Source organism: Thermomonas sp. (assembly GCF_041905325.1).
Lineage (GTDB): Bacteria > Pseudomonadota > Gammaproteobacteria > Xanthomonadales > Xanthomonadaceae > Thermomonas.
The window spans coordinates 46,470-63,943 of the sequence record NZ_JAYRLK010000004.1 but is presented as its reverse complement, the minus strand read 5'-3'; the positions used below and the strand labels follow the sequence as shown (position 1 = coordinate 63,943).

The 17,474-nt window shown below is 66.9% G+C and carries 20 protein-coding genes and 1 tRNA gene; 16 read left to right on the top strand and 5 right to left on the bottom strand.

Annotation, left to right across the window (positions count from 1 at the left end; genetic code table 11):
- Nucleotides 1-378 precede the first annotated feature (378 nt).
- Together ACE3OK_RS05715 and ACE3OK_RS05710 are read left to right on the top strand one after the other, a co-directional pair.
- A complete protein-coding gene (locus tag ACE3OK_RS05715) occupies nt 379-1,350 on the top strand; it encodes an RluA family pseudouridine synthase (protein WP_374248587.1) in 972 nt (323 codons plus the stop codon).
- Nucleotides 1,351-1,419: 69 nt separating this feature from the next.
- Nucleotides 1,420-1,917 (top strand): SRPBCC family protein, encoded by a 498-nt coding sequence (locus ACE3OK_RS05710; protein WP_374248586.1) that lies wholly within the window; start codon nt 1,420-1,422, stop codon nt 1,915-1,917.
- A gap of 5 nt (nt 1,918-1,922) precedes the next feature.
- Here ACE3OK_RS05710 and ACE3OK_RS05705 read toward each other — a convergent pair whose 3' ends face one another.
- Nucleotides 1,923-2,261: a 4a-hydroxytetrahydrobiopterin dehydratase gene (locus ACE3OK_RS05705; RefSeq protein ID WP_374248585.1), complete on the bottom strand. Its 339-nt coding sequence runs from the start codon at nt 2,259-2,261 to the stop codon at nt 1,923-1,925.
- Nucleotides 2,262-2,336: 75 nt separating this feature from the next.
- On the opposite strand from ACE3OK_RS05705, the gene ACE3OK_RS05700 reads away from it, so the two are divergent.
- Nucleotides 2,337-2,930 (top strand): NfuA family Fe-S biogenesis protein, encoded by a 594-nt coding sequence (locus tag ACE3OK_RS05700; RefSeq protein WP_374248584.1) that lies wholly within the window; start codon nt 2,337-2,339, stop codon nt 2,928-2,930.
- Nucleotides 2,931-2,945: 15 nt separating this feature from the next.
- Complete coding sequence (locus tag ACE3OK_RS05695; RefSeq protein WP_374248583.1) at nt 2,946-4,700, top strand: hypothetical protein; 1,755 nt, start codon at nt 2,946-2,948, stop codon at nt 4,698-4,700.
- A 2-nt stretch (nt 4,701-4,702) separates the two neighbouring features.
- Here the strand turns inward: ACE3OK_RS05695 and ACE3OK_RS05690 are convergent, their stop codons facing one another.
- Genes ACE3OK_RS05690 through asnS form a run of 3 tightly spaced genes read right to left on the bottom strand, consistent with a single transcriptional unit; the run spans nt 4,703 to nt 6,729 of the window.
- Nucleotides 4,703-5,011, bottom strand: a complete 309-nt coding sequence (locus ACE3OK_RS05690; RefSeq protein WP_374248582.1) for a hypothetical protein — start codon at nt 5,009-5,011, stop codon at nt 4,703-4,705.
- A complete protein-coding gene (locus ACE3OK_RS05685; RefSeq protein ID WP_374248801.1) occupies nt 5,008-5,313 on the bottom strand; it encodes a hypothetical protein in 306 nt (101 codons plus the stop codon). The genes ACE3OK_RS05690 and ACE3OK_RS05685 overlap by 4 nt, the downstream gene beginning before the upstream one ends.
- Nucleotides 5,314-5,328: 15 nt before the next feature.
- Nucleotides 5,329-6,729: an asparagine--tRNA ligase gene (gene asnS / locus ACE3OK_RS05680; protein WP_374248581.1), complete on the bottom strand. Its 1,401-nt coding sequence runs from the start codon at nt 6,727-6,729 to the stop codon at nt 5,329-5,331.
- A gap of 62 nt (nt 6,730-6,791) precedes the next feature.
- On the opposite strand from asnS, the gene ACE3OK_RS05675 reads away from it, so the two are divergent.
- From ACE3OK_RS05675 to obgE, 4 genes are all read left to right on the top strand, one after another.
- The gene (locus tag ACE3OK_RS05675) at nt 6,792-7,133 is read left to right on the top strand and encodes a HesB/IscA family protein (RefSeq protein WP_374248580.1); all 342 of its coding nucleotides are present in this window, start codon (nt 6,792-6,794) and stop codon (nt 7,131-7,133) included.
- A 129-nt stretch (nt 7,134-7,262) separates the two neighbouring features.
- Nucleotides 7,263-7,571, top strand: coding sequence for a 50S ribosomal protein L21 (rplU, locus tag ACE3OK_RS05670; RefSeq protein WP_190280600.1), 309 nt, complete (start codon nt 7,263-7,265; stop codon nt 7,569-7,571).
- A gap of 23 nt (nt 7,572-7,594) precedes the next feature.
- Entirely contained in the window at nt 7,595-7,855 is a 261-nt protein-coding gene (rpmA, locus tag ACE3OK_RS05665) for a 50S ribosomal protein L27 (protein WP_028839735.1), read from the top strand.
- Between the two features lie 104 nt (nt 7,856-7,959).
- Nucleotides 7,960-9,006 (top strand): GTPase ObgE, encoded by a 1,047-nt coding sequence (gene obgE / locus ACE3OK_RS05660; protein WP_374248579.1) that lies wholly within the window; start codon nt 7,960-7,962, stop codon nt 9,004-9,006.
- A gap of 127 nt (nt 9,007-9,133) precedes the next feature.
- On the opposite strand, the gene rpsT is transcribed toward obgE, so the two are convergent.
- Nucleotides 9,134-9,403 carry a 30S ribosomal protein S20 gene (gene rpsT / locus ACE3OK_RS05655; RefSeq protein WP_374248578.1) on the bottom strand — a complete coding sequence of 90 codons (270 nt, stop codon included), beginning with the start codon at nt 9,401-9,403 and terminating at the stop codon, nt 9,134-9,136.
- A gap of 195 nt (nt 9,404-9,598) precedes the next feature.
- On the opposite strand from rpsT, the gene murJ reads away from it, so the two are divergent.
- The 8 genes from murJ (at nt 9,599) to ACE3OK_RS05615 (ending at nt 17,337) form a co-directional block, all read left to right on the top strand.
- A complete protein-coding gene (murJ, locus tag ACE3OK_RS05650; protein ID WP_374248800.1) occupies nt 9,599-11,188 on the top strand; it encodes a murein biosynthesis integral membrane protein MurJ in 1,590 nt (529 codons plus the stop codon).
- 39 nt (nt 11,189-11,227) lie between these two features.
- A complete protein-coding gene (locus ACE3OK_RS05645; RefSeq protein ID WP_374248577.1) occupies nt 11,228-12,196 on the top strand; it encodes a bifunctional riboflavin kinase/FAD synthetase in 969 nt (322 codons plus the stop codon).
- A 74-nt stretch (nt 12,197-12,270) separates the two neighbouring features.
- Nucleotides 12,271-15,057: an isoleucine--tRNA ligase gene (gene ileS / locus ACE3OK_RS05640; protein ID WP_374248799.1), complete on the top strand. Its 2,787-nt coding sequence runs from the start codon at nt 12,271-12,273 to the stop codon at nt 15,055-15,057.
- A complete protein-coding gene (lspA, locus tag ACE3OK_RS05635; RefSeq protein ID WP_374248576.1) occupies nt 15,057-15,554 on the top strand; it encodes a signal peptidase II in 498 nt (165 codons plus the stop codon). Before ileS ends, lspA begins: the two co-directional genes overlap by 1 nt.
- A 9-nt stretch (nt 15,555-15,563) precedes the next feature.
- Nucleotides 15,564-16,514: a 4-hydroxy-3-methylbut-2-enyl diphosphate reductase gene (gene ispH, locus ACE3OK_RS05630; protein WP_374248575.1), complete on the top strand. Its 951-nt coding sequence runs from the start codon at nt 15,564-15,566 to the stop codon at nt 16,512-16,514.
- Between the two features lie 28 nt (nt 16,515-16,542).
- Nucleotides 16,543-16,618, top strand: a tRNA-Thr gene (locus ACE3OK_RS05625).
- A 133-nt stretch (nt 16,619-16,751) separates the two neighbouring features.
- Nucleotides 16,752-17,030 (top strand): type II toxin-antitoxin system RelE/ParE family toxin, encoded by a 279-nt coding sequence (locus tag ACE3OK_RS05620; protein ID WP_374248574.1) that lies wholly within the window; start codon nt 16,752-16,754, stop codon nt 17,028-17,030.
- Nucleotides 17,014-17,337: a HigA family addiction module antitoxin gene (locus ACE3OK_RS05615; RefSeq protein WP_374248573.1), complete on the top strand. Its 324-nt coding sequence runs from the start codon at nt 17,014-17,016 to the stop codon at nt 17,335-17,337. The genes ACE3OK_RS05620 and ACE3OK_RS05615 overlap by 17 nt, the downstream gene beginning before the upstream one ends.
- Nucleotides 17,338-17,474 lie beyond the last annotated feature (137 nt).

Sequence of the window (17,474 nt, the reverse complement as noted above, 5' to 3'; positions counted from 1 at the left end):
ATACCGCAAGCGCGCGGCTGCGCGTGGCGCAAGCCGTGCCGCTCCCTCGTTTTCCAGCGCTGCCACACCACGGCGAACCGCGGGAGCGCTTGTTCCTTGTTTTGGTATGTTGCTGGGCCGGCGACCGCCGTCCGTACCAGAGGCACGGGCGCGTCGCACGGGGCGTTGTTCAACGGGTGGTGTCACGGCACTGCGCCGGCGCTGGGCGGGTTTGCCGCGCAGCCGTTAACATGTCCACCCCGAGGGTGGTGGCCAACGTCACTGCGGCGGGCCTCGTCAGGCAGGCCGGCTTTCGGCCGGATGGGCAGTCAATCGCCCGACACTTCCTGCGAAATCAAACCTTTGCATCGCCCCCCGAGTGTAACAGAACAGCCCCCGATGACACAGCCTGATTCCCCTCCCAGTGGCGGCGCGCGCACGGTCCGTGTTCCCGAGGACCGCGCCGGCCAGCGGCTGGACAATTTCCTGCTGGGACAGCTGAAGGGTGCGCCCCGGTCGTTGGTCTACAAGCTGGTGCGCAGCGGCCAGGTGCGGATCAACGGCGGCCGGGCCAAGGCCGAGCGCAAGCTGGAGGCGGGTGATGAGGTCAGGATTCCGCCTGTTCGCATCGAATCGCCGCAAGATGGCGACCGTTCGCCGCCGAAAGGTCTGTTGGCGGCACTGGATGCGGCCATCGTGTTCGAGGATGCCCGCCTGCTGGCGATCAACAAGCCGTCGGGCATCGCCAGCCACGGCGGCAGCGGCATCTCGTTCGGGGTCATCGAAACCCTGCGCGCGCTGCGGCCGCGCGACAATCTGGAGTTGGTGCACCGGCTGGACCGGGACACGTCGGGCCTGATGGTGCTGGCCAAAAAGCGCTCCGCCTTGACGGAACTTCAGCGATTGCTGCGCGAAGATCATGGATCCGGCATCGAAAAGCGTTATCTGGCGCTGCTGATCGGCCGCATGCCCGACGGCGTCATGAGCGTGGACGCGCCGCTGCACGTCGGCCTGCGCCAGGGCGGCGAGCGCCATGTGCAGGTCAATCCGGCCGGCAAGCCCTCGATGAGCCATTTCCGGGTGCTGGAGCGGCGCGGTGGCCAGAGTTACTGCGAGGTTCGCATCGAAACCGGCCGCACCCACCAGATCCGCGTGCATGCCCAGCACATTGGTCATCCGGTGGCCGGCGACGACAAGTACGGCGATGCCGCCGCGAACAAGCGGCTGCGCGAGCAGGTGGGCCTGAAGCGGCTGTTCCTGCATGCCTCCACGCTGGAGTTCGCGCTGGATGGCGGCAAGACGCCGTATTCGCTCAGCGCGCCGCTGGTGCCGGAATTGCTGGACGTGCTGGACCGGTTGCAGTCGAACTGATCGCGATCAAGGACGCTGGCGGGTGCGGGCGGCAAGATGCGCAGCCTCGCCACCCGCAGGAAGTGCCCCATGTCCGACGCCGCATTGCCCCTTGGCCGCATCACCCGTACCGAGAACGGCTTCGAAGCGCAGCTTGGCCGCGTGTTTGCGCATCCGGCTGCCGCCGTCTGGGCGATGTTGACCGAGCCGGCGCAGATGGCGCAGTGGCTGGCACCGGGCCGCATCGAGCCGTGCGAGGGAGGGGCGGTGCGGATTGATTTCGCCGACAGCGGCATCGTCATCGACAGCCGCGTCACCGCGTTCATCCCCGGCCGGCTGCTGGAGTATTCGTGGAGCAGCGGCACGCAGCCGCAGCGCCCGTTGCGCTGGGAGGTGCTGCCGGATGCCGCGGGAACCCGCCTGCAGCTCGGGGTGCGCCTGCCGGCCGGGGAAGACCCGGCCAAGGCCTGCGCCGGATTCGAGGGACACCTGGAGATGTTGGCGGCCGCGCTGGAAGGGGTGTCGATCAAGTTTCCGTTCGATCTGTTCCTGCAGGCGCGCGCGGCCTACGGCCAGCAGCTCGGCTGACGTGCTTACGCCAGCAGTTCGGCCTTGGCTGCGCAGATGAAGTCGTTTTCGCTCAATCCCCCCACGTCGTGGGTGGAGAACCGCACCACGCAGCGGTCGTAGTGCACCGACAGGTCGGGATGGTGGTTCTCGGCGTTGGCGATGTGCGCCAGCGCGTTCACGAACGACATCGTGCGGTAGTAGTCGGGGAAGCGGAACGTCTTGCACAGCGCGTGCCCGTCTTCCGCCAGCGCCCAGCCGGGCAATTGCGGCAACAGTTCGCGGATGCTGGCTGCGGTCAGCCGGTGTTCGTGGCCGTGGCGGGCGATGCAGTGTGCCTGCGCCAAGGGAATGAGGTCGGGCATGGGGCTCTCCGTGCGGGGGCTGAACCGGTGCGCGGCCACTGCGCGCTGGCCGCGCCGCGTGGCTAGAATAGCCGGATGATCCAGATTTCCGAAGCCGCCAAGGCGCATTTCCGCAAGTTGATCGAACGCGAGTCCATTGCCGGCCTTGGCGTACGCCTGTCGGCCCTGCATGGGGGCACCCAGCGCGCCGACGTGCGCCTGGAATTCGCCGAGCCGGGCGAATTGTCCGGTGACGAGTGGGTGATCGATTGCGAAGGCTTCAACCTGTGGCTGGATGCCCCCAGCCTGCCGTTCCTGGACGGGGCGAAGATCGATTACGAGGCGATGGCCACCGGGGGCCAACTGCAGATCCGCGCGCCGAAGATCAAGGGCGTGGTGCCGGGCGAGGATGCGCCGCTGCCGGTGCGCGTGCAGTGGGTGATCGACAACGACATCAACCCCCAATTGGCCATGCACAAGGGGCACGTCACCCTCACCGAAGTCACCGCCGACGGCATCGTGGTGCTCAACTTCGGCGGCGGCTGCCACGGCTGCAGCATGGTCGACATCACCCTCAAGCAAGGCGTCGAAAAAACCCTGCTGGAAAAAGTGACCGGCGTGCGCGGTGTGCGCGATGCCACCGACCATGCCAGCGGCAGTGCGCCGTACATGGCCCGGTCGCAGGACTGAAGGGCACCCGCGCGCATGACGACCGCCGCCGACGTGATCGCCGCTTTCAACCAGCGGCGTTTGCTGCGGCAAGGTCAGCTGGAGCCGGCGGGGGACTATCCCGAAGGTTGGCGGCGGTGGTTCGATGGCTTGCGACAAACGCCGGTGGAGATCCGCCATGCCCCGCCGCAGGCGCTGGTGGATGCGCTGGTGCAGCGTCCGCAGCCAACGGTGGGGCCGAAGGGCGGCCTGGGGACGCCCTTCTTCCAGTTGCTGCGATTGCAGCGGCCCTTCGATCCGCGGGAAGAGCGCAAGCTGCGCATCGGTGCGGGTGTGGCCGACCTGCTGCTGCACCTGGTGCTGGCGGCCTTGCTGCTGTGGCTGATGTACCTGCGCTTCCTGGCGATGGCGCAGCAACCGGATGATGCCGCCGGGGATGTGGTGCAGGTGGAATTCATCGGCCGCGGCAATGCGGTCGAGGGGGGCGGTGCGTTGGCCAATGCCGGGGCCGAATCGGCACCGGCGGCAGCGGCTGCCGGACGCCGAACGCCTGTGCCGCCCGCCGCCAGCACGGCGGCAAGTGCGGAGGCAAGCCCGACGCTGGAACAGCAGGCCATTCCGACGCCGCAGAGGCTGGACGCACGCCGCGAAGTTCCCAGGCTTGAGCCGGTACCGCCCGCCGCAGCCGCACAGGTGTTGCAGGTGAGCGAAGTGCCGCAACCCCGGCCGGAGGCGTTCCAGCTGCCGCCCCCGCGTGAGCGCAACGTGCAGGCACCGCAGGTGCAGTTGCGCGACATCCAACCCAACCAGCAGGTCGAGCAGTTGGTGGTGCTGGATGCCAAGCCGGTGCAGGTGCTGCGCCCCATCGAACGGGACGTGCCATTGCGGCAGCCGGTGCTCAAGCAGCAGGTGCAGGCACTGGAAACCTTCACCCCGGATGCCACTGCGTTGACCCGCGAGCGCACTTTGCCCGCCCGTGCACGGCAGCAGGCGCAGGTGCAGGTACCCGCCCTGCAAGGGCAGGTGCGGGAATTGCCGCTGCCCTCCGCGGCCGGTGGCGGGCAGGCTGCGGAGCAAGGTCGTGGCAGTGCGGCAGCGGGTGACGCCGCCGCACAAGGGGCCGGTGGGCAGCGTTCGCAAGCGACCGGCAATGGCCAGGCCGCCGCAGGTACCGGTGCCGGGGCGCGTGCAGCGCAGGCCGGTGGGCGCGGCGTGGCCAGCAGTGGGGCAGGGGCCGGCCCGGGCCAGAAAGCGGCACCCGGCGGGTGGCCGGGGCAGGCAAAAAGCGATGATTGGGGGGCGTCCAGCCGCAACGTGGCCGGCACCGGGTCCGGCCATGGCAATGGCAACGGGCAAGGCCGCAATGGCGATGGCAAGGCGGGGCTGTTCAACGACGACGGCAGCCCGCGCCTGCCCGATCAATGGTCGAAAAACGCCACGGTGGATCTGGACCGTTCCGGAACCTGGCTCAAGCGCCCCGGGCTGGAATACCGTGGCACGCGCTTCGACCAATACTGGATTCCGGAAGGCAATTTGTTGCAGGAATGGGTGCGGCGCGGGGTCAAGGAGCTGTCGATTCCGATCCCCGGCAGCAAGCTCAAGCTGAAGTGCGTGGTGTCGCTGCTGCAGTTGGGCGGCGGCTGCCTGCCGGTGAACCCGGACGCCAACGAGCAGAATTCGACCGGTCGCAAGGCGCCGGACATCCCGTTCAAGCCGCAGTTGCAGGAAGACAACGGCAGCGTGCGCCCGGCACCGGCGTCATCCGCGGAGCCGGCGCCACCGGCCGGGTAAGTTCAGGCCCGCGCGCCCAGCGTTTGCAGCATCAAGCCTCGCAACTGGGTGTCGTCGGTCGCTTGCGGCGGGGCGATCTCGTGCAGCGAGAAGCCGCGCGCCAGCGCATCGTCTTCGTCCAGCCCGTCGTATTCCACGAATTCGGCATCCATCAACGCCGCGCGCGCGGTGTCCACGCTGTCGTAGGGCAGGGTGGCCCCGTCACTGTCGAACACCTCGGCGGTGCCGGCGTCCAGTTCGCGCAGCCGTGCCCAGACCAGGGTGCGGCCCAGCGTGGCCAGCCACCAGCGATCGTGTGCGGAAGCATTCATGCCAGTGCCTTGCCGATCAGCCACAGGATGCCGCCCATCACGATGCCGCCCAGGATCACCAGCAGTGAAATCCGTGCCGGCGTGGCCAGGCCCGACAGGCTGCGGTCGGGCGTGTCGCGGTAACCGGCGCGCAGCAGCCACCACAGGGCGAGTGGCTTGAGGAAGGCGCCTTCACCCAGGAAGCGGGTGATGTGCGGGTGCCGGTCACGGATATGCACCAGCGTCAATGGCCAGAAGATCACGAACGCGGTGGCCCCGGCAATCGACGTCGCGAAGCAGGTCAACGCAAAAAACAACACCAGATCAGCGTCCACGCATCAGAACTCCGCGCTGCCGGGCGCACGCGGATAGGCAATCGCGTCGCGGATGTTGGCCAAGCCGCAGACATAGACCACCAGCCGCTCGAAGCCCAGCCCGAAGCCGGCGTGCGGCACCGTGCCGTAGCGGCGGAAGTCGCGGTACCAGCCGTAGTGCGCGGGATCGAGGCCGAACTGCGCCATGCGCGCGTCCAGCACGTCCAGCCGCTCTTCGCGCTGGCTGCCGCCGATGATCTCGCCGATCCCCGGCGCCAGCACGTCCATCGCCGCCACGGTCCTGCCGTCGTCGTTGATGCGCATGTAGAACGCCTTGATCTGCTCGGGATAGTTCATCACCACCACCGGGCGGCCGACGTGTTCCTCGGTCAGCCAGCGCTCGTGCTCGGTCTGCAGGTCCAGGCCCCATTCGACCGGGAACTCGAACTTCCTGCCGGACTTCTGCAGCAGGGTGATCGCGTCGGTGTAGTCGATCCGCTCGAACGGCGCGTTGATGAACTTCTCCAGCCGCGTGATCGCGTCCTTCTGCACGCGCTCGGCGATGAAGGCCATGTCGTCGGCGCGCTCGTCCAGCACCGCCCTGAACAGGTACTTGAGGAAATCCTCGGCCAGGTTGGCATCGTCGTTGAGGTCGGCGAAGGCGATCTCCGGCTCGATCATCCAGAACTCGGCCAGGTGGCGCGTGGTGTTGCTGTTCTCGGCGCGGAAAGTCGGGCCGAAGGTGTAGACCTTGCTCAGGCTGAGGCAGTAGGCCTCGACGTTGAGCTGGCCGGACACGGTGAGGAAGGTTTCCTTGCCGAAGAAGTCGCGGCTGAAGTCGACGTTGCCCTTGCCGTCGCGCGGCAGGTTGGCCATGTCGAGGGTGGAGACCCGGAACATCTGGCCGGCGCCCTCGGCGTCGCTGGTGGTGATGATGGGCGTGCTGATCCAGTAGAACTCGCGTTCGTGGAAGAAGCGGTGCACCGCCTGCGCCAGGCAGTGGCGGATGCGGGTGACGGCGCCGAACAGGTTGGTGCGCGGGCGCAGGTGGGCGAACTCGCGCAGGTATTCCAGCGAGTGCTGCTTGGGCTGCATCGGGTAGGTCAGCGGGTCTTCCACCCAGCCGACGACCTCGATGCCGGAGGCCTGCACCTCGAAACTCTGGCCCTGGCCCTGCGACTTCACCAGCGTGCCGGTGCAGATCACCGCGCAGCCGGTGGTCAGGTGCTTCACCTCGGACTCGTAGTTGGGCAGGGTGTCCGGCGCTACCACCTGGATCGGCGCGAAGCAGGAACCGTCGCTGACGTTGACGAAACTCAGCCCGGCCTTGGAGTCGCGGCGGGTGCGTACCCAGCCGCGCACGGACACCTGGCCGCCTTCCGGGACTTTCCCGGCCAGCGCATGGGCGATGGAGATCGTCGTCATCTTGAAATCCTGCGTTGCAAACACGAAATAGTGCGCAAGTCTACTAGAGCTACAATGCCCGCATGAGCATTTCCTTGACCGATGCCGCCCGCACCCGCGTGCAGGGCTTTCTGGAGCTGGACCCCACTGCGCTGGGCCTGCGTTTCGGCGTGTCCCGCAGCGGCTGTTCTGGCTGGGGCTACACCGTGGAAGTGGCGCGCAACGCACTGGATGGCGACGTGGTGTTCGACGACGGTGGCGTGCGCATTTTCGTGGAGGCCCGCAGCCTGCCGCAGGTCGATGGCACCCGGATCGACTATGTGCAGCAAGGCCTGAATGCGCAGTTCGTGTTCGACAACCCCAACGTCACCGGCGGCTGCGGCTGCGGCTCCAGCTTCACCACGCTGGCCGACGCCACGTCTTGATGGCGGTTGCTTGACCCTAAGCCGCTGAATCCCCTACAATTCCGCTCCTGTCCGCCCTCGATGGCGGCAGACCCTGCGCAGATCCTGCGGCGGGTACCCAGAAGAACTACAGAACCGAGAGACATCAACATGTACGCAGTACTGGTCACCGGCGGTAAGCAATACCGCGTGATGCAGGGCGAAACGCTCCGCGTCGAACTGCTCGAAGCCGAAGCCGGCAGCGAGATCAAGCTGGACAACGTCCTGATGCTGGGCGATGCCGACGGCATCAAGCTGGGCGACGCGCTGAAGGGCGCTTCCGTCACCGCGAAGGTCGTCGGCCACGGCCGCGCCGACAAGGTGCGCATCGTCAAGTTCCGTCGCCGCAAGCACCACCGCAAGCAGATGGGCCACCGTCAGCACTACACCGAAATCCAGATCACCGGCATCAACGCCTGATCGTCAGCCTGGAGAACTAAGCAATGGCACACAAAAAGGCAGGCGGCAGTACCCGTAACGGCCGCGATTCCAACCCGAAGTACCTGGGCGTCAAGATCTACGGTGGCCAGGCCATCGAAGCGGGCAACATCATCGTCCGCCAGCGCGGCACCCAGTTCCATCCGGGCACCGGCGTCGGCCTCGGCCGCGACCACACCCTGTTCGCGCTGATCGATGGCAAGGTGGAGTTCACCACCAAGGGCCCGAAGCAGCGCCGCACCGTCAATATCGTCGCCGCGCAGTAAGCGCCCGCGACGATGCGATGCGAAGGGCCCCGCCTCGGCGGGGCTTTTCGTTTGCAGGCGGGGCCCTTCGCCGAAACTTCACACAACACTGCACAATCACGCCCATGAAACTCGTCGACGAAGCTGAAATCACCGTCACTGCCGGCAATGGCGGCAATGGCTGCATCGGCTTCCGCCGCGAGAAGTTCATCCCGCTGGGCGGGCCGGACGGCGGCGATGGCGGTGCCGGCGGCGATGTCTGGCTGCAGGCCGACGAAAACCTCAACACGCTGGTCGATTTCCGCCATCAGACGCGCTTCAAGGCGCAGCGTGGCGAGAACGGCATGGGCAGCCAGAGGTACGGCAAGGCCGGCGACGACATCGTCATCACCGTGCCGGTGGGCACCGTGGTGCACAACGTCGATACCGACGAGGTGATCGGCGATCTCACCGGGCACGGCCAGCGCCTGCTGGTGGCCAAGGGCGGCAAGGGCGGCCTGGGCAACATGCACTTCAAGAGTTCGGTCAACCGCACCCCGCGCCGCGCCACGCCGGGCGAGGAGGGCGAGAGCCGGGTGCTGCGGCTGGAGCTGAAGCTGCTGGCCGACGTGGGCCTGCTGGGCTTCCCCAATGCCGGCAAGTCCACCTTCATCCGTGCGGTGTCGGCGGCCACCCCGAAAGTGGCCGATTACCCGTTCACCACGCTGTATCCCAATTTGGGCGTGGTCAGCGTGGAGCCGGGCCGCAGCTTCGTGATCGCCGACATTCCCGGCCTGATCGAGGGTGCGGCCGATGGTGCCGGCCTGGGCAGCCTGTTCCTCCGGCACGTCCAGCGCACCCGCCTGCTGCTGCACTTGGTCGATATCGCGCCCATGGACTACGAGGGCAGCGCGGTGTCGCCGGTCGAGCAGGTGCGCGCGATCGAGCACGAACTGCGCAAGTACGACCCGGCGATGCTGGAAAAGCCGCGCTGGCTGGTGCTGAACAAGGCCGACCTGATGTTCGAGGACGAGGCGCGCGAGGCTGCCGAGAAGATCGTTGCCGAGCTGGGCTGGACCCAGCCCTGGTACCTGGTCTCGGCGCTGGGGCGCGACGGCACCTGGCCGATCATGCTGGCGGTGCAGACCTTCTTTGACCGGCTGCGGGAAGAGGCGGCCGACGCGGCGGCCTGAATTCCCTTGCTTCGCCTGGCCGGCCATGGCAGCGGAGCAAGCGCCGCCCTGCGGGCGTGACAGAGTGGCAGGCAAACAAAAACCCCGCCGAAGCGGGGTTTTTGACCGAATCCGGGGTGCCCGGTGATCAGGCGGCCTTGAGGGCCTTGATGCGGGCGGTCAGGCGAGCCTTGTGACGGGCGGCCTTGTTCTTGTGGATCAGGCCGCGGGCGGCGAAGCGATCCAGCAGCGGCTGGGCGGTCGCGAAGGCTTCGGCGGCGGCGGTGGCGTCATTGGCGTCCAGCGCCTTGATGACTTTCTTGACGGCGGTGCGCAGCTGCGAGCGCTGGGCGACGTTGCGTTCGTTGCGCACGACGGTCTGCTTGGCGCGCTTTTTGGCGGACTTGATGTTGGCCACGGGAAATCCTGAAGTGTCTGGGGTGTCGGCGGGATTCGCGCGCTGGCACAATAGCCGGCGAACGATGGATTCGGGAAGACCAAGAATTATGGCTGATTCAATGGCTTGGGTCAACAAACCCTGCCCCCCGTGCGCCCGACGGGCCGCGCGGGCATGAGCGAGGCGAACGGGGCAGGCGTCCGCAAGCCGCGCAGCATGATCCGAGGGGTGCTCTCCTTCGGCGGCATGACCATGCTCAGTCGGGTGTTCGGGCTGGTGCGCGACCAGGTGTTCAACACCACCTTCGGCACCAACTGGATGACCGATGCGTTCTGGGTGGCGTTCCGCATCCCCAATTTCATGCGCCGGCTGTTCGCGGAGGGGTCGTTTTCCACCGCCTTCGTGCCGGTCTTCACCGAGGTCAAGGAAACCCGCAGCCATGCCGCGCTGCGCGAGCTGATGGCGCGCACCGCGGGCACCCTGGGCGGCATCCTGCTGCTGGTGACGGCATTGGGGGTGATTTTTGCGCCGCAACTGGCCACCGCGTTCACCCAGGCGGCCCCGGCCCCGGGGCAGGACCGGCTGATCACCGAGCTGCTGCGGTTGACCTTCCCGTTCCTGTGGTTCGTGTCGCTCACCGCGCTGGCGGCAGGGGCACTGAACAGTTACCACCGCTTCGGCTGGCCGGCATTCACGCCGATCATCCTCAACCTGTGCATGATCGCCGGCGCGCTGTGGGGCTCGAAATTCACCCATCCACCAATTCTGGCGATGGGCTGGGCGATCCTCGCCGCCGGCTTGCTGCAGTTGCTGTTCCAGTTGCCGCAGTTGGCGCAACTGGACCTGCTGGTGCTGCCGCGCTGGGGCTGGCACCACCCCGACATCCGCCGGGTGATGACACTGATGGTGCCCACTTTGCTGGGCTCGTCGGTGGCGCAGGTCAACCTGCTGTTCGACACCTTCATCGCGGCGATGCTGGTGCATGGCTCGCAGAGCTGGCTGTCCACCGCCGACCGCTTCCTGGAGTTCCCGCTCGGCGTGTTCGGCATCGCATTGGGCACGGTGATCCTGCCCACGCTGTCGCGGCATCACGTCAACACCGACCGTGCCGGGTTTTCGAAGTCGCTGGACTGGGGCCTGCGCACCACGCTGGTCATCATCCTGCCGGCGATGCTGGGCTTGATGCTGCTGTCGCTGCCGCTGGTGTCCACCATCTTCCAGTACGGCAAGTTCACCGCCGAGGCCGCACGGATGACCGCGCTGTCGGTGTTCGGCCTGAGTTTCGGCCTGCCGGCGTTCGCGTTGGTGAAGACCGTGCTGCCGGCGTTCTATGCGCGTCAGGACACGAAGACGCCGGTGCGCGCCGGGTTGGTGGCGATGGTGGCGAACATGGCCTTCAACGTCGGCATCCTGGCGTTGCTGTATGCCGTGTGGGTGCCGGCTGCCGCCAAGACCGGCGGGGTGATGGACACCCTGGCGAATGTGCCGGGGCTGCACTTCGCGCTGGGCGTGGCGTCGGCGTTGTCCAGCTATCTCAACCTGGTGTTGCTGTGGCGTTGGCTGCGCAAGGCGGATGTGTTCGACTTGCAGCCGGGCTGGGGCCGGTTCCTCGCGCGCACGTTGCTGGCCAATGCGGTGATGGCGGCGGCGGTGCTGGCGGGCCTGCACCTGGCACCGGAGTTCACCGAAGTGGGCAAGTGGCAGCGGCTGGGCTGGCTGGTGCTGCTGGTGGGGGGCGGGGCCGTCAGCTACGCGTTGGCGATGCTGGCGCTGGGTTTCCGCCCGCGCGATTTCCGCGAGCATTGAGGGCCGCTTTGCTGCACTGCGGCTATACTGCGGATTGACATGACATTCCTTTTCCGCGACGCCCTCGGCACGCCACGGTGCCCGCAAGGCAGCGTGGTCTGCATCGGTGCCTTCGACGGCCTGCATCTGGGTCATCGGGCGCTGGTGGGCCACGCGGTCGAACGCGCGCGCGTGCTGGGGCTGCCTGCGGTGGCGCTGAGTTTCGAGCCGCTGCCGCGGGAATTCTTCGCCAGCGGGGCGCTGCCGCCCCGCCTGATGCTGCCCCGGGCCAAGGCCGAAGGCCTGCTGGACGCGGGCTGCACGGGCGTGGGCTTGCTGCGCTTCGACCGGGCGATGACGTTGATGCCGGCGGCCACCTTCGTGCGCGAGGTGTTGGCCGATGGCTTGTCGGCGCGCGAAGTGTGGGTGGGGCCGGGGTTCCGCTTCGGCCATGCGCGTGGTGGCGACCTGGCGCTGCTGCAGGCGCTGGGCCGCGAATCCGGGTTTTCCGCGCACGCCATCGCGCCGGTGCAGCTGGACGGCGAGCGGGTCTCCAGCACCCGCATCCGCACCGCGCTGGCGGCCGGCGATTTCGCACTGGCTGCGCGTTTGCTGGGGCGTCCGTACGCCATCGGCGGGCATGTGGTGCGCGGCAAGCAACTGGGCCGCACGTTGGGATTTCCCACCGCCAACCTGCGCTTCCGCGGCAAGACCCCGGCACTGCGCGGCATTTATGCCACCTGGGTGCATGGCATCGACGGCGAGCCCGGCAAGGGCCGGCCGTGGCCATCGGTCTCCAGTTTCGGCACCCGGCCCACGGTGGATGGCGTCGAGCCGCTGCTGGAGGCGCATCTGTTCGATTATGCCGGCGACCTGTATGGACGCCGGATCGAGGTCGAATTCGTGGCACATTTGCGCGACGAAGAAAAATTCCCCGACCTGCCGGCACTGGTGGCGCAGATGCGCTGCGATGAGGCCCGGGCCAGGTCGATCCTGCAACTTCACGAACCGCAGCGAGCCAGCGCGTGAGCGACGATACTTCCAGCAAGAGCAGCGACAACCCGTACAAGGCCACCATCCTGCTGCCGGAGACCGCGTTCCCGATGCGCGGCGACTTGCCCAAGCGTGAGCCCGACACGTTGGCGCGCTGGGAATCCGAAGGCCTGTACGCGCAGATCCGTGCCGCCGCCAAGGGCCGCCCGACGTTCGTGCTGCACGACGGCCCGCCGTATGCCAACGGCGCGATCCACCTGGGCCACGCGGTCAACAAGATCCTCAAGGACATCATCGTCAAGTCGAAGACGCTGGCCGGCTTCGATGCGCCCTACATCCCCGGCTGGGACTGCCACGGCCTGCCGATCGAGATCGCCATCGAGAAGAAATTCGGCAAGGTCGGCGTGAAGCTCGACGCGGCCGAGTTCCGGCAGAAGTGCCGCGAATACGCCACCGCGCAGATCGAGGTGCAGCGTCGCGACTTCAAGCGCCTGGGCGTGTTGGGGGACTGGGAACATCCGTACCGCACGCTGGATTTCACGTTCGAAGCCAATGAAATCCGCGCGCTGGCCAAGGTGGTGGAAAACGGCCACCTGCTGCGCGGGGTGAAGCCGGTCTACTGGTGCTTCGACTGCGGCAGCGCGCTGGCCGAGGCCGAGATCGAATACCAGGACAAGACCTCGCCGGCGGTGGACGTGGCCTACGCCGCGCGCAACCCGCAGCAGCTCACCCGCGCTTTCGGCAGCGAACTGCCGGAAGGCGTGGAGGTGGCCATTCCGATCTGGACCACCACGCCGTGGACGCTGCCGGCCTCGCTGGCGATCTCGCTGGGACCGGAGCTGGACTACGTGCTGGTGGAAGGCCCGGCCAAGGCTGGTGGTGGCCGTCGCTGGCTGGTGCTGGCCGAGGCGCTGGCGGAGAAGGCGCTCAAGCGCTACGGCGTGGACGAAGTGGTCGTGCTCGGCCGTGCGCAGGGCGAAAAACTGGAAGGCATGCTGTTCGCGCATCCGTTCTACGCCGAGCGCGATATCCCGATCCTGCTGGGCGATCACGTCAGTGCCGAAGACGGCACCGGCGCGGTGCATACCGCCCCCGGCCACGGTCAGGAAGACTTCGTGGTGGGGCAAAAATACGGTTTGATCGAAAAGTACACGGCAGCGCAGCTCAACCCGGTGGACGGGCGCGGCGTGTACCTGCCGTCCACGCCGAAGGCCGGCGAGGTGGATCTGACCCGGTTGCACGTGTGGAAGGCCAACGACGCCATCGTCGAGGTACTGCGCGGGACTGGCGCGCTGCTGGCGTTCGCGCCGCTCAAGCACAGCTACCCGCACTGCTGGCGGCACAAGACCCCGATCGCGTTCCGCGCCACCCCGCAGTGGTTCATCTCGATGGAGCAGGCGCACTTGCGCCGCGACGCGCTGGCCGCCATCAACACCGTGAAGTGGTATCCCGAGTGGGGGCAGGCGCGCATCGCCGGCATGGTCGAGGGCCGCCCGGACTGGACGATCTCGCGGCAGCGCACCTGGGGCGTGCCGATCGCGCTGTTCGTGCACCGCGAGACTGGCGACATCCATCCGCGCAGCGTCGCGCTGATGCGGCAGGTGGCCGACCGCGTGCAGCAGGCCGGCATCGACGCCTGGTATGCGCTGGACGCCGCCGAACTGCTGGGTGACGAAGCCCGCGACTACGACAAGATCACCGACATCCTGGACGTCTGGTTCGATTCCGGCGTCACCCACGAATGCGTGTTGCCGGAGCGCGGGCTTGCCAAGCCTGCCGACCTCTACCTGGAGGGTTCCGACCAGCATCGCGGCTGGTTCATGAGTTCGCTGATGACCGGCGTGGCCATCGACAAGGCCGCGCCGTACCGGCAATGCCTGACCCACGGCTTCACCGTGGACGAGCACGGCCGCAAGATGTCGAAGTCGCTGGGCAACGGCATCGAGCCGCAGGACATCATGAACAAGCTCGGCGCGGACATCCTGCGCCTGTGGATTGCGTCCACCGACTACAGCAACGAGATGTCGCTGTCGCAGGAAATCCTCAAGCGCAATGCCGATGCCTACCGCCGCATTCGCAATACCGCGCGCTTCTTGCTGGGCAACCTGCACGGCTTCGACCCGGCGCGGCATCTGGTGGCGACCGATGCGATGGTGGCGCTGGATCGTTTCATCGTGCACCGCGCCCACGGCGTGCAGGAAGCGATCAAGGCCGCGTACGCGAATTACGACTTTGCAGCCGTGGTGCAGGCGCTGATGAATTTCTGCAGCGTCGATCTGGGCTCGCTGTACCTGGACGTCACCAAGGACCGGCTGTACACGATGCAGGAAGATGCGCCGGGCCGGCGCAGCGCGCAGAGCGCGATGTACCACATCGTCGAAGCCTTCGCGCGCTGGATCGCCCCCATCCTCAGCTTCACCGCCGACGAGCTGTGGTCCCATCTGCCGGGCGCACATGCAGGCAACGTGCTGCTGTCCACCTGGTACGAAGGGCTTGCCCCGTTGCCGGACGATGCGCCGCTGGCGGCCAAGGATTTCGACGGCTTGCTGGATCTGCGCGAACAAGTGACCCGTGCGCTGGAACCGCTGCGTGCCGACGGGAAGATCGGTGCGGCGCTGGAAGCCGACATCGAACTGCATTGCAGCGTGGCCGACCAGAACTGGCTGTCGCCGCTGGTGGACGAGTTGCGCTTCCTGCTGATCAGCGGCGACGTGAAGTTGGTACCGGACACCGACGCCAAGGCCATCCGTGTCACCGCCAAGCCTACCGCCAAGCCCAAGTGCGTGCGCTGCTGGCACCACCGCGAAGACGTGGGTGCGCATGCTGCGCACCCGCTGCTGTGCGGGCGCTGCGTGACCAACGTGGACGGCGCGGGCGAGGCACGGAAGTGGTTCTGATGGAAAAGATCAAACCCAACGCGCTTGCCTGGCTCGTCGTTTCCCTGCTGGTGCTGATCCTCGATCAATGGTCGAAGGCCTGGGTGCTGGCGTCGTTGCCGGAATACACCGCGGTGCCGGTCATCGACGGCTTCTGGAATTGGTACCGCACCTACAACACCGGCGCGGCATTCAGCTTCCTCGCCGATGCCGGTGGCTGGCAGAAATACTTCTTTGTGGTGCTGGCGTTCGCCATCAGCGGGTTGATGGCGTGGATGCTGGCGAAGACCCGGCGCGGCGACTGGAAGCAGGCATTGCCGTTGGCGCTGGTGATCGGCGGTGCGATCGGCAACGTGATCGACCGCTTCACGCTCGGCCACGTGGTGGATTTCATCCAGTGGCATGTCGGCCAGCATTATTGGCCAGCGTTCAACATCGCCGACTGCGCGGTGGTGGGCGGTGCCATCGGGATTGCCCTGTTCGGCCTGCTGGGCGGCAAGTCGAAGGCCGCAGGGTAGAATCGCCGCATGGATGTCATGCTCGCCAACCCCCGCGGCTTCTGCGCCGGCGTCGACCGCGCCATCGAGATCGTCAAACGCACGTTGGAAGTGTTCGGCGCGCCGATCTACGTGCGCCATGAAGTGGTGCACAACAAGTTCGTGGTCGATGACCTGAAGGCGCGCGGTGCCATCTTCGTCGAGGAACTGGACGAAGTGCCGGATGGTGCCACCGTCATCTTCAGCGCCCACGGCGTGTCGCAGGCGGTGCGCGCGGAGGCCGAGCGGCGCGGACTGAAAGTGTTCGACGCCACCTGCCCGCTGGTGACCAAGGTGCACCTGGAAGTCAGCCGCACCAGCCGGCGCGGCCGCGACATGGTGCTGATCGGCCATGCCGGTCATCCGGAAGTGGAAGGCACGATGGGGCAGTGGCGCGCGGACGCCGAGGCCGGCCAGATTCATCTGGTCGAAGACATCGACGATGTGGCCGCGCTGGTGCTGAAGCAGCCGGACAACTGCGCCTACACCACCCAGACCACCCTCAGCGTGGACGACACCCGCGACATCATCGCCGCGCTGCGGGCCCGCTTTCCGAACATCCAGGGGCCCAAGCACGACGACATCTGTTACGCCACCCAGAACCGCCAGGACGCCGTGCGCGACCTGGTGCGCGGCGGCTGCGACGCGGTGCTGGTGGTCGGCTCGCCCAACAGCTCCAATTCCAACCGCCTGCGCGAGCTGGCCGAGCGCGAAGGCGCGGCGGCGTGGCTGATCGACAACGCCAGCCAGATCGATCCGGCCTGGATCGCCAGCCACCAGCGGATCGGCGTGACCGCCGGTGCCTCCGCCCCGGAAGTGCTGGTGCAGGGGGTGCTGGAGCGCCTGCATGCACTGGGCGCCGGCGACGTGCGCGAGCTGCGCGGCGAGCCGGAAAGCATGGTGTTCGCCCTGCCCAAGGAACTGCGCCAGCTGGCGCCGTGACCCGGCAGCCGCTACAATCGCCGGCCATGCCGGAGTAGCTCAGTTGGTAGAGCACGTCATTCGTAATGATGGGGTCGTAGGTTCGATTCCTATCTCCGGCACCAATTGCACTAACCGCAACATCCCGCAACACCCCTGAAACCGCGCTACGGCGCGGTTTTTTCTTGTCAGGTCATCCCGATCAAGCGCAAGGCATGATAGCTTGCATGATGTAACCGATATGGTTACATTCATTCCGTGATCCTGACCTTTCGCCACAAGGGACTGGAACGGTTTTTCCGCACGGGCAGCGTGTCCGGAATTCAGGCCAAACACGCCAGCAAGTTGCGGCTGCTGCTGGCGCAGTTGGACATGGCGGCGACGGTCGATGACATGGACTTGCCCGGCCTGCGATTGCACCCGCTGAAAGGCGATCGCAAGGGATCATGGGCCGTCACCGTACAAGCAAACTGGCGGATGACGTTTCGTTTCGATAACGGCAATGCCGAGGTAGTGGACTATGAGGACTATCACTAGGAACGCCGGCATCCGGCAGCACAACCCGCCGCATCCGGGCGAGGTGCTGGCCGGCCTGTGGATGGGGCCGTTGGGCCTGACCGTGACGGCGGTTGCCGATGCGCTGGGCGTGTCGCGCAAGACGGTGTCCAAGATCGTGAACGGCGGCGGCGCAATCACGCCGGAAATGGCGATGCGGCTTGAACTGGCGTTCGGCGCGAGCGCGCAAAGTTGGCTGGGCCACCAGTCCGCCTATGACCTGTGGCAGGTGGAACAGGAACGCGCGCGCCTTGCCAAGCAGGTGCAGCGCATTCCTCAGGCGGCATAACCGAACACGCGTCTAGCCTGACGGGGCGAGAACGCCGAACACCCTGCCGGCGCTGGCGCGGCTTCCTTGCAGGGGCGAGGGTGTGCGATGGCATTCCCGACCGGTTGGCCCGACTTCACTGGTCCATCTTGCTTTCG

What these genes read in the sequence shown, in the direction of transcription:
- ACE3OK_RS05715 (WP_374248587.1), top strand. Translation starts at nt 379, where the DNA reads ATGACACAGCCTGATTCCCCTCCCAGTGGCGGCGCGCGCACGGTCCGT.
- ACE3OK_RS05710 (WP_374248586.1), top strand. Translation starts at nt 1,420, where the DNA reads ATGTCCGACGCCGCATTGCCCCTTGGCCGCATCACCCGTACCGAGAAC.
- ACE3OK_RS05705 (WP_374248585.1), bottom strand. Translation starts at nt 2,261, where the DNA reads ATGCCCGACCTCATTCCCTTGGCGCAGGCACACTGCATCGCCCGCCAC.
- ACE3OK_RS05700 (WP_374248584.1), top strand. Translation starts at nt 2,337, where the DNA reads ATGATCCAGATTTCCGAAGCCGCCAAGGCGCATTTCCGCAAGTTGATC.
- ACE3OK_RS05695 (WP_374248583.1), top strand. Translation starts at nt 2,946, where the DNA reads ATGACGACCGCCGCCGACGTGATCGCCGCTTTCAACCAGCGGCGTTTG.
- ACE3OK_RS05690 (WP_374248582.1), bottom strand. Translation starts at nt 5,011, where the DNA reads ATGAATGCTTCCGCACACGATCGCTGGTGGCTGGCCACGCTGGGCCGC.
- asnS (WP_374248581.1), bottom strand. Translation starts at nt 6,729, where the DNA reads ATGACGACGATCTCCATCGCCCATGCGCTGGCCGGGAAAGTCCCGGAA.
- ACE3OK_RS05675 (WP_374248580.1), top strand. Translation starts at nt 6,792, where the DNA reads ATGAGCATTTCCTTGACCGATGCCGCCCGCACCCGCGTGCAGGGCTTT.
- rplU (WP_190280600.1), top strand. Translation starts at nt 7,263, where the DNA reads ATGTACGCAGTACTGGTCACCGGCGGTAAGCAATACCGCGTGATGCAG.
- rpmA (WP_028839735.1), top strand. Translation starts at nt 7,595, where the DNA reads ATGGCACACAAAAAGGCAGGCGGCAGTACCCGTAACGGCCGCGATTCC.
- obgE (WP_374248579.1), top strand. Translation starts at nt 7,960, where the DNA reads ATGAAACTCGTCGACGAAGCTGAAATCACCGTCACTGCCGGCAATGGC.
- murJ (WP_374248800.1), top strand. Translation starts at nt 9,599, where the DNA reads ATGATCCGAGGGGTGCTCTCCTTCGGCGGCATGACCATGCTCAGTCGG.
- ACE3OK_RS05645 (WP_374248577.1), top strand. Translation starts at nt 11,228, where the DNA reads ATGACATTCCTTTTCCGCGACGCCCTCGGCACGCCACGGTGCCCGCAA.
- ileS (WP_374248799.1), top strand. Translation starts at nt 12,271, where the DNA reads ATGCGCGGCGACTTGCCCAAGCGTGAGCCCGACACGTTGGCGCGCTGG.
- lspA (WP_374248576.1), top strand. Translation starts at nt 15,057, where the DNA reads ATGGAAAAGATCAAACCCAACGCGCTTGCCTGGCTCGTCGTTTCCCTG.
- ispH (WP_374248575.1), top strand. Translation starts at nt 15,564, where the DNA reads ATGGATGTCATGCTCGCCAACCCCCGCGGCTTCTGCGCCGGCGTCGAC.
- ACE3OK_RS05615 (WP_374248573.1), top strand. Translation starts at nt 17,014, where the DNA reads ATGAGGACTATCACTAGGAACGCCGGCATCCGGCAGCACAACCCGCCG.